Genomic DNA, 10,140 nt, shown 5'->3' with positions numbered 1-10,140 from the left:
CCGACGCCGAGACGCTGATGCTGATCGGCACCTCCCATTACGAACTGGACGAGCGGGGCTACACCACGCTGCTCGCCAAGGTCCGCACGCTCAACGAAGAGCACCAGGCAAAGATCGCGATCGGGCACGCCGCCAGCATGGGCTGCCACCTGCGCTTCGGGTTCGAGGCGCAATGCGGCCGCGACACGGTGGCGCTGCGCGACGACAACGTCGCCGACTATCCATGGCTGTGCTTTGCCCTGGCCGCGACCATGCGCGCGTATGATCGGCTGTCGTCCACCGGCCTCGAAGACCGGGATCGCGCCGTGATCGAAGAGGCCCTGCTGAACGGGCTGACCCCGGACGCGCGCGCTTTTGTCGGCGTGCCGCCGGCGTCGTTGTCGCAGTCCGAAGCCGACCGCGCCCAGTTCCTCGAGTTGTTCGCGAAGCACAAGGACGCACTGATGGCCGCGTTCGAGCGTCACCGGCCGACCGAAACCGCCTACTCACCCTTGTCCTTCTTTTTCAACTTCTCCCACAACGTGTTGAAGGGCACCGTGGTGGACGCGTTGCTGTGGGGCGAGGCGTGGGACCTGTCGCTGAACGACCTGCTGACCGGCGTGCCCCGTGCCGGGATCGAGGAAGGGTCGCAGCAGCTGCTGGCCGCGACGCTGATGGGTTACGCGCGCTCGAACCCGGATCGCATTCGCGGCCGCCTGATGCCGGTCATCGTCTACGACCCGCAGGCCGGACGGCGCGCCTTCACGATCGCGATGGAAAAGCTCGCGCAGTAAACGCCTAGCGTGTTGCCTTCCAGGGGATGGCACCCGCGGGCGCCGTGATCGTCCCCTCAATCTGGTTGCCGCTGACCTTGCCCCTGTAGGCCTGCCCGCCGGCAATGAAGGTGAGGTCGTCGCCCCGCAGCTTCTGGTTGGCGATCGGGTGCGTGGCGCCGTCGATGGTCACCGCGCCCTGGATCAACTGGTGATCCTGCGTCAGGGTGAGGCTGCCGTCGCTCATCCGCCAGGTCCCGGCCACCGGCGCCGGCACAATCCACAGCAGGACCTCGCACCAGCTCGAGCAGTCGGTGTCCTGGTCGAGCGTGAAGCTCTCGTCGGGATCCCAGCCACTCATGCCGAACGTGTTGGCGGCGATGCGCGTCCCCGGCGTGAGGGCCAGGAATGCCGGGGCGAGGCGATCCAGGTTGACCGGCAGCAGGAACAGCGCGAGCACTGTCGCCTTCGAGATGTCGGCCTGGTACATGTCGCCTTCGACGAACTGCGCCTTGTCGCCGACCCCGGCTTCGGCCGCCAGCTTGCGCGACAGCGCCACCATCTCGGGGTTGAACTCCACGCCCAGGCCGCGCGCGCCGAGCCTGGCCGCGGCGATGATGTTGCGGCCGTCGCCGGATCCGAGGTCCATCACGAAGTCGTCCGCTGTGACCTTGGCCATCTCGAGCATCTTGCTCACCATGGCCGGCGGCGACGGCACCCACACCACGTCCTTGCCGGCCTGGCCGCTCCTGGGCTCGAACGGCTGCTGCGGCTCCTGGGCGTGCGTAATGCCGCCGAGCGCCAATGCAATTACCAGACAGAGACTCTTCATGCGCATGCCCTCATAATCTGCCACAGAGTCACAGAGGCGCAGAGACCCGACGGCAAGTTCGCTGGCGGCGCTACGCGCCGGGTCTGATGGCGAACCGCGAAAAATGAGTCAGTGTGCAACCCGGGGACCGTGGCGCCGAGTATATTCCCGCGACTCATCCCACGGTTCACGGAAAAGCGCTGTCGAACCGGGGAACAATCGTGCACAATGTCGCGTCAACGTGCGGCCGGGGTAGTCGTCTGGACGCGTTGGAGACGCCACTTGTGTTCACGACGGAGGAGAGGCATGACGATGGTAAGGCGGATGTGCGTACTCGTTTGCATGGCGGTGTTGTCGAGCGTTCCGCTCGCACACGCCCAGACGACCGGCTCGATCACGGGCACGGTGACCGACGCCAGTGGCGCGGTCCTGCCAGGGGTGACGATCATCCTTAGCGGCGAGCGCTTGATTGGCGGCCCCCAATCGCAGGTGAGCGATACGACCGGCACTTACCGGTTCGACCGCCTCGCGCCTGGCACCTACGGCGTGAAGTTCGAACTGCAGGGCTTCCGCACCATTGACCGCCCGGACGTGCGCATCAGCGCCGCGTTCGTCGCCACCATCAACGGCAAGATGGAAGTGGGCGCGCTGTCCGAGACCATCACGGTGACCGGTGAATCGCCCACCGTGGACGTTCGCTCCAACGTGCAGCAGACGGTCATGAACCAGGAGATCCTGGAAGGCATTCCCACCGGCCGCGACCCGTGGTCGCTGGCCAAGCTGATCCCCGGCGTGCAGGTGGCGACCTACGACGTCGGCGGCACGCAGTCGATGCAGCAGAGCAGCATGTCGGCGCACGGCTCGAACACCAACGACGTCAGCTACAACATCGACGGCGCCACGGTGAACTGGCCCGGCGGCGGCGGCGGCGCGACCATGATGTATTACGACCAGGGCATGTTCGAGGAGGTCAACTACATGACCTCGGCGATCCCGGCGGAAACGCTCGCCGGCGGCGTCTCGATCAACATGGTCACCAAGGACGGCGGCAACCGCTGGAAGGGCAACGCCCGCTACAACTTTGCCAACGACGACCTGCAGGGCGAAAACTGGGCCGAGACGCAGAAGCTCAACCCGACCTTCCTGGGTAACCCGACACTCAAGACCTACGATTTCAACCTGTCGGGCGGCGGCGCGCTGGTCCAGAACCGGTTGTGGGTCAACGGCACCATCCGCAAGTGGGTGGTCAACAAGCTGGTGAGCGCTCGAAACGACGATGGCTCGCAGGCTCTCGACGACAACGACCTGAAGAACTACTCCGGCAAGCTGGTCGGCCAGCTCACCACCAACAACAAGCTGTCGGTGTCGTACCTGTGGAACGACAAAATCCGCGGCCACCGCCGCGACAGCGCCGACCTGATTCCGGACATCGCCTCGGTGGTGCAGACCAATCCCGTGCAGACCACGCAGGCCAAGTACACCGGCATTCGCGGCAGCCTGGTGTTCGAGTCGAACTTCAGCGTGATGGACGGCCAGACCAACTACACCTACCAGCCCGATACCGCCGCCGACGCGATCCGCCGCATCGACACCGGCAACACCCGCGTCTGCTGCGCCTCGACGCGCGAGGAGCACCAGCCCAACTCGCGCCATCAGTTCGACAACGTCCTCACCTTCGGCAAGAGCGGCCTGGGCGGGGAGCACCTGTTCAAGGCCGGCGTGCAGTGGGGCCGCCTCTTCTACGGCTCGGATTACTCGGTGAAGGGCGACCACTGGACGGTTTACAACAACGGTGTGCCGACCTCGGTCCGCCAGTTCAACTCGCCGGCGTTCTCGAAGAACAAAGCGATCGTGACCGGCTTCTTCATCCAGGATTCCTGGTCGATGAACCGGTTGACGCTGAACATCGGCGGCCGCTTCGATAAGTACGTGGGCACGTTGCCCGAGCAGTCGAGCCCGGGTGGCGCGTTCGCCGCCGCGCGCACGGTGGCGGAAACCGAAGCGCTCAACCAGAGCATCGCGGTGTGGCGGGCCGGCGCGTCGTACGACCTGACGGGTAGTGGCCGCACGGCGGTCAAGGCCAGCTACAGCCGCTACGGCCTGCAGGTCGGCATCGACCGCGTGACCAACGTCAACCCGCTCACCGTCGGCAACCGCGACTGCGTGTGGACCGACCCGAATGGCGACGGCAAGGTGCAGGCCTCGGAGATTGGCACCTGCCCGGCGTCGTTCAGCGGCGGCGTCCTGACCAACTACGCGCCGGGCGTGGACTGGCCGTACTCGGATGAAGCCACCGTGGGCATCGAGACCCAGCTTCCCGGCGCCGTGCGCGTCGGTGCGATGTTCTACTACCGCACCAATCGCAAGCAGATCGGCCAGGTCAACACCCTGCAGCCGGCCAGCGCCTACACCGCGCACACCATCACCATCCCCAACGGCCCCGGCGGCACGCTGGCGAGCCCGAAGCCGACCACGGCCACGGTCTACAACATCTCGGCGGCCGCCAACGCGGTGACGCTGAACGTGCGTGACAACGTCGACTACCTCGATACCACCTACAAGGGCGTCGAGTTCACCGCCACCAAGCGCTTCTCGCAGAAGTGGCAGATGCAGGCGGGCTTCACCATCGGCAAGAACGAGGGCGGCGTCTCGGGCGGCACCGACCTCAACGACCCGAACAACACGCAGTTCCCGACCGGCATCATCGGCAACGACTCCGAGACCGCGCTGCGCGTCTCGGGCAGCTACGAGCTGCCGGGCCGCATCAACCTCGCCGGATCGATGATCGCCAACAACGGCTACCCCTACGTCTCGACTTATTCGTTGAGCCGTGCCGTCGCCGCGACCCAGGGCGTCACCCTGACCCGCGCCACCCAGACCATCCAGCTGAGCGAGCGTGGCACCGAGCGCTACGACAACGTGATGATGTTCGACATTCGCCTGTCGCGCTCGTTCCGGTTCGGCAGCCGCAGCTTCCAGCCGCAGGTGGACTTCTTCAACATCGGCAACTCCGACACGGCCGTCGGCCGCACGGTCGCCGTTGGCGGCAGCTACCTCCGGCCGACCGAGATCCTGGCGCCGCGCATCATCCGCGTCGGCTTCAGCCTCAACTTCTAGAAATAGAACGGGCGCGGTGCTTTTCGGCATCGCGCCCGTGTTACGTACGGCGTCGGCCTCAATTTAGCGCAACGCCCCGATCACTTCCTGGGCTCCGACGATCGCAAAGAGGAGCAAGATCGCCCCGAGCAGCAGGTTGGTGTACCAGGCGTTGTGCGGCACTGGTTCGGTCCACTTCACCTTGTTATTGAGGTAAAGCAGCGTCGCCGCCAGGAACGGCACGAACAGGCTGCCGACGATGGTGTAGGTCACGATGATGGCGATGGGGCGGCCGGTGAAGGCGAAGGGCAGCGGCACCAGCGTGATGAACGCCAGCGCCAGGCGATACGGCGTGCTGGTCACCTTGACCACGTCGAGGCGGTCCGCCGGCGACATCTTCTTGAGGATGCCGTAGAAGTCGGCGTAGAGATACGGCACGCTCTGCCACACGCCCAGCAGCGACGCGAACACCGCGGCCCAGAAGCCGGCCGAAAACGCGAAGCGGCCGAAGTTCCCCAACAGCGCGCCCAGCGCCGCCGCCATCTTCGGCACCGCCTCGGCGTCGCGCAGCGGCACGCCGGGGACGAAGAAGGCGTCGCTGGCGATCAACATGATCGAGATGCCGAAGAGCGCCGTGAAGATGTAGGCGACGGCAATGTCGCCGCGGACGTAGCCGAGGAAGCCCGCGCCCCGCATCTTCTCCTCGCGCATCCAGTAATTGTAGGAGAGCATCGTGATCGAGCCGCCGACGCCGCCGATCAGCGACAGCACGTAGGTGCCGCTGCCGGCCGGGATGATCGGCAGCACCAGGCCCTGCACCGCGGGCAGCGGATCGTGCAGCGTCAGCGCCGCGCAGATCAGGATGCTGAAGCCCATGATGCCGACCAGCAGCTTCATCAGCTTCTCGAAGTTGCCGTAGCCGCCGAGCCACACGAAGGCGAAGCCGATCAGGCTGTGGATGACGGCGCCCCACGACTGCGGCACCGCGCCCCCGGTCAGGTTGGCAATGCCGAGGCCGGTCGCGTTGGTGAGGGCGGCGCTGACGGCGACGGTCCAGATGATCAGGTAGGCGCCGAAGTACCACTTCACCCACGGCGGGAGGTGGTCGGCCCAGCCCTCGAGCGCGGTCTTGCCGGTGGCCAGCTGCCAGCGCGCAATCCCCTCGCTCAGCACGAACTTGAAGAACGCGCCGGCCAGGATCGCCCACAGCAGCACGACGCCGTAGCGGGCGCCGCCGACCGTGGCCGAGACGACGTCGCCAGACCCGATGCCGGTGGCCGCGACCACGAGCCCGGGCCCGGCGAGTTTCAGGAAGCTGAAGGAGGCGGGCTTCGACGATTCAGACACGCCGCAGATTATGACGCAGATGGCCCATCGGAGCCGCAGATGACACAGATGACGCAGACTTTCTTATTCTGGTTCTCTGTCATCTGTGGCCCCTGATGAGGCCCATCTGCGTTATTCATCGAGATCGGGCTTGGTCGTCCTTCTGAGTTTGATCTTGGCGAGGTGATGCTTGCCGGCGAGGCGCCGCTCCTTGGCCGCTTTGGTCAGCGCCGTGGGCGTGCGCTTCTTCGGCGGGATCGAGGCGCGCTGGATCAGGTCGATCAACCGCTCGCGCGCGGCGGCGCGGTTGCGGCCCTGCGTGCGGTGAACCCGGCTGTCGATCATGAGGACGCCGTCGGTGAGGGCCTTGCGGCCCGCCAGCGCCTTGAGCCGCGACTTCATGTCGGGTGGCAGCGACGAGCTGTCGATGTCGAACCGCAACTCGACCGCGGTGGCGACCTTGTTGACGTTCTGTCCGCCGGGCCCCGACGCCCGCACGAATCGTTCGTCAACGTTCAGGGGAATGCGTAGCGGGGAGGTAAAGAGGGTAGCCATGTCTGCATTTTAGCCACAGAGGACACAGGGGACGCAGAGAAACTCTTTTTGAAATTCCCTGTGTCCGCTGTGGCCAACCTGATCAGGCGAAGGGCTTATCGATGGCCGGGCTGGGCTGCGAGAAGTACTGCGCGCCCGTCTCGGTCACGTGGAGGCAGTCCTCCAACCGGATGCCGAACTCCCCGTAGATCGCGATCATCGGCTCGTCGCTGAAGCACATGCCGGGCGCGAGCGGCGTCTTGTTGCCGCGCACGAAGTTGGTCCACTCGTGGCCGTCGAGGCCGATGCCGTGGCCGGTGCGGTGGGGGAGGCCGGGCACCTTGTAGTCGGGGCCGAAGCCGGCGTCGGTGATGACCTTGCGCGCGGCCGCGTCCACCGCTTCACACGGCACGCCAGGCTTGACCACGGCGAACGCCGCCGCCTGGGCCTTCTTCTCGAGTTCCCAGATCTCGATCTGGCGCGGGCTGGCCTTGCCGAACACCGTCGTCCGGGTGATGTCCGACTGGTAGCCGTCGATGGCGCACCCGCCGTCCACCTGGATCACGTCGCCCTCGACGAGCTGCTGCGGCTCGATGCTGCCGTGGGGGAACGCGGTGAACTTGCCGAAGCTGACCGAGGCGCTGCCGCCGGGGGCGCCGAGCGCGCGATGGGCGGCGGCGATGTTGGCGCGGAGGTCGTCCTGGGTCATGCCGGCGCGGAAGGTCGCAAACGCCGCCCGGAACGCCTCGATGGTGATGTCGCTGGCCTTCTGCATCAGCGCCAGTTCGGTGGCCGACTTGATCATCCGGCAGCCCGCGGTCACCGGTTCGGCATCCACGAAATCGGCGCCGGCCAGTTCCTTCTTCACGCCGCTGTAGATGAAGTGGCGCAGGCGCTCTTCCACGCCGACGCGCCCGGTGGCGCCGCGGTCCTTGAGGATGCCGGCAACCTGCCGGTACGGGCTCTCGTCTTCCTGCCAGACCCTCACGTCGGCCGCGCCCTTGACCAGCTCGCGCGCGCGCTGCTCTTCGAAGGCGGGGCATACCCACGCCAGGTCGCCCTTCGCCGGGATGACGCACACGAACGGCCGCTCGCTGAGGCCCCAGCGCACGCCGGTGTAATAGAACATGCTCGAGCCGCCCTCGAGGTAGATGGCGCTGATCTTGTTGTCGGTCATCAGCCGGCGCGCTCGTTCGATGCGCGCGGCGCGCTCGTCGGCGGTGATCGGCTTGACGTCGGCCGTCATCGGCTTCAACGCGGCGATCGCGGGATGAGGGCCGGCGGCGGCAGGCGCGAGCCCCGGGGCTTCCGCGATCTTAGGGGTGCTGTTGCAGCCGGTGAGCCCGACACCGAGGCCGGCGGCGGCCCCGGTTTGCAGGAATGTGCGACGTGAGCGGTTCATGCGGATCCCCTTCAAGGCGGGACCACGGGCCCGCAGGATTAGCGATGCTTGATGAAGGTCCCATTCTGCAGCTCGGCATAGGCCTGCTGCAACTCCGATCGCGAGTTCATCACGATGGGGCCGTACCACGCGACCGGCTCTTCGAGTGGCCGCCCCGACACCAGCAGGAAGCGGATGCCCTCGTCGCCGGCGGTCACGGTGATCTCGTCACCGCTGTCGAACAGGACCAGCGAGCGGTTGCCGAGCATCGACGGCCTGTCCTGAGCGAGCATGCGGTCGAATTCGACCGCTTGCGAGTCGAAGGGCGTGGCGTCGTCCGAGACGCCCACCAGCTCCGTCTGCACGGGGAGCGGCTTCGAGGCATCGCGGAACGCACCCGACCCGGCGAAGACGTAGGCAAACGCATGGCGCGAGGCTTCGACCGCGAGCCGCTTGGTGCGGCCGGGCGCCACCGAGATATCGAGGTAGCGCGGGTCCGCCGCGACGCCTTCGACCGGCCCCTTTTTCCCCCAGAACTCACCGCACACCACGCGCACGTGCGTGCCGTCATCGTCGGTGATCTCGGGGATGTCTTTCGCGGCCACGTCCTGGTAGCGCGGGTCGGTCATCTTGAGCGACTTCGGCAGGTTGGCCCACAGCTGGAAGCCGTGCATGCGCCCCTGCGGGTCGCCTTGCGGCATTTCCTGGTGGAGGATGCCGCTGCCGGCGGTCATCCACTGCACGTCGCCGGCGCCGAGCGAGCCGCGGTTGCCCAGGCTGTCGCCGTGCGCGACGGTGCCGGCGAGCACGTAGGTGATGGTCTCGATGCCGCGATGGGGATGCCACGGGAACCCGGCGAGGTAGTCGTCGGGGCGCTCGCTGCGGAAGTCATCGAAGAGGAGGAACGGGTCGAAGTCTGTGGTCTTGCCGAAGCCGAAGCCGCGGTGCAGCTTGACGCCGGCGCCTTCCATGGTGGGCTGCGCCGTGATGACCTGCTTGACGGGGCGAATAGACATGAGAAATCCTTGGTCTTACCGAGGGAGCTTTGCCAGCCACTCGGCGGGAACGTCGACGTATGAGCCGTCGAGATCTTTGATGCTCCCGCACCCAAGCAGTTTCATCGTCCGCACCACGTCCGTCCGCAGGATGTCGATGGCGCGCGCCACGCCCGGCTCGCCCGCGGCGCCCAAGCCATAGGCGTAGGCCCGGCCGATCAGCACGGCCCGGGCGCCCATGCACAGGGCCTTCACGATGTCGCTGCCGCGACGAATGCCGCCGTCCAGCAGGATTTCGGTCTGGCCGGTCACCGCGGCGACCACTTCCGGCAGCACGCGCAACGTCGGCGCCACGCCATCGAGCTGGCGGGCGCCGTGATTCGAGACCACGATCGCCTCGGCCCCTTCCCCAACCGCCCGCCGCGCATCGTCCGCGGTGTGCACACCCTTGACGACCACCGGCCCCTTCCAGGCCTCGCGGATCCAGCGGAAGTCATCCCACGAGACCATCGACTGCTCGAGCGCGGCGCCGACGTCGGCATAGCCCATGGGCGCGCCGTTGATGACGATGTTCGGGAAGCTCATGAGGCCGCCGTCGCTGAAGAAGCCGTACAGCCAGGACGGCCGGGAGATCATCTGTCCCAGGTAAGGGATCGTGGACAGGTTGCGGGCGATCAGTTCCTTGACGCCGTTCCGCGGGTCGCGCTCGCGCATGCCGGCCACCGGCGTGTCGATGGTGACGATCAGCGCCTGGTATCCCGCGGCCCTGGCGCGGTCGATCGCGCCCATTGCCACGTCCCGTCCGCCCACGAGGTAGAGCTGGTACCACGCCGGTCCGCTGGTGGCGGCCTTGACGTCTTCGAGGCGGCAGCCCGACAGCGTCGAGAGCGAATAGATCGTGCCCGCCTTGCCGGCCGCGCGCGCCGCCTGCTCTTCGCCGCGCGGGTAGAACATCCGGCTGCTGCCGACCGGGGCGAGGACGAAGGGGAGGTCGATCGCGGTGCCGAGCACCGTGGTCTTCAATTCGCAACTGGCCGTGGCCACGGCCGAGCGCGGCCGGAACAGCACGTCCTCAAAGGCGCGGCAGTTCTCGCGCAGCGTCCACTCGCGCTCGGCGCCGCCGTCGATGTAGTCGAAGGCCATGCGGGGCAGCCGCCGCCTGGCCTTGCGCCGGAGGTCCTCGATGGTGACGACGTGCGGGGAGGCAACGCTGGACATGGGCGCCGATTGTACCCCCAGCTATAC

Annotated in this window: 8 protein-coding genes; 2 read left to right on the top strand and 6 right to left on the bottom strand. The window is 67.0% G+C overall.

What is annotated here, in order from left to right; all coding sequences use genetic code 11:
* Positions 1–773: hypothetical protein (locus tag WC815_23270; protein ID MFA5911710.1), on the top strand; the 773-nt coding region annotated here is incomplete at its 5' end.
* A 4-nt stretch (positions 774–777) separates the two neighbouring features.
* Here WC815_23270 and WC815_23265 read toward each other — a convergent pair.
* Positions 778–1,584: a class I SAM-dependent methyltransferase gene (locus tag WC815_23265; protein ID MFA5911709.1), complete on the bottom strand. Its 807-nt coding sequence runs from the start codon at positions 1,582–1,584 to the stop codon at positions 778–780.
* A 303-nt stretch (positions 1,585–1,887) separates the two neighbouring features.
* Here WC815_23265 and WC815_23260 point away from each other — a divergent pair, with 303 nt between their 5' ends.
* Positions 1,888–4,680 carry a TonB-dependent receptor gene (locus WC815_23260; protein MFA5911708.1) on the top strand — a complete coding sequence of 931 codons (2,793 nt, stop codon included), beginning with the start codon at positions 1,888–1,890 and terminating at the stop codon, positions 4,678–4,680.
* A gap of 63 nt (positions 4,681–4,743) precedes the next feature.
* Here the strand turns inward: WC815_23260 and WC815_23255 are convergent, their stop codons facing one another.
* The 5 genes from WC815_23255 to WC815_23235 all read right to left on the bottom strand — a co-directional run bounded on the left by WC815_23255 (position 4,744) and on the right by WC815_23235 (position 10,113).
* Positions 4,744–6,006, bottom strand: a complete 1,263-nt coding sequence (locus WC815_23255; GenBank protein ID MFA5911707.1) for an Nramp family divalent metal transporter — start codon at positions 6,004–6,006, stop codon at positions 4,744–4,746.
* 111 nt (positions 6,007–6,117) lie between these two features.
* Positions 6,118–6,540: an alternative ribosome rescue aminoacyl-tRNA hydrolase ArfB gene (gene arfB, locus WC815_23250; protein MFA5911706.1), complete on the bottom strand. Its 423-nt coding sequence runs from the start codon at positions 6,538–6,540 to the stop codon at positions 6,118–6,120.
* An 82-nt stretch (positions 6,541–6,622) separates the two neighbouring features.
* Positions 6,623–7,921 (bottom strand): M24 family metallopeptidase, encoded by a 1,299-nt coding sequence (locus WC815_23245; GenBank protein MFA5911705.1) that lies wholly within the window; start codon positions 7,919–7,921, stop codon positions 6,623–6,625.
* Between the two features lie 38 nt (positions 7,922–7,959).
* Complete coding sequence (locus WC815_23240; GenBank protein ID MFA5911704.1) at positions 7,960–8,916, bottom strand: pirin family protein; 957 nt, start codon at positions 8,914–8,916, stop codon at positions 7,960–7,962.
* Positions 8,917–8,931: 15 nt separating this feature from the next.
* The gene (locus tag WC815_23235; protein MFA5911703.1) at positions 8,932–10,113 is read right to left on the bottom strand and encodes an alpha-hydroxy acid oxidase; all 1,182 of its coding nucleotides are present in this window, start codon (positions 10,111–10,113) and stop codon (positions 8,932–8,934) included.
* Positions 10,114–10,140: the final 27 nt, after the last annotated feature.

It is taken from the genome of Vicinamibacterales bacterium, from assembly GCA_041659285.1.
GTDB lineage: Bacteria > Acidobacteriota > Vicinamibacteria > Vicinamibacterales > UBA2999 > 12-FULL-67-14b.
The sequence above is the reverse complement of the archived record's forward strand: the minus strand, read 5'-3'. Positions and strand labels throughout refer to the sequence as shown.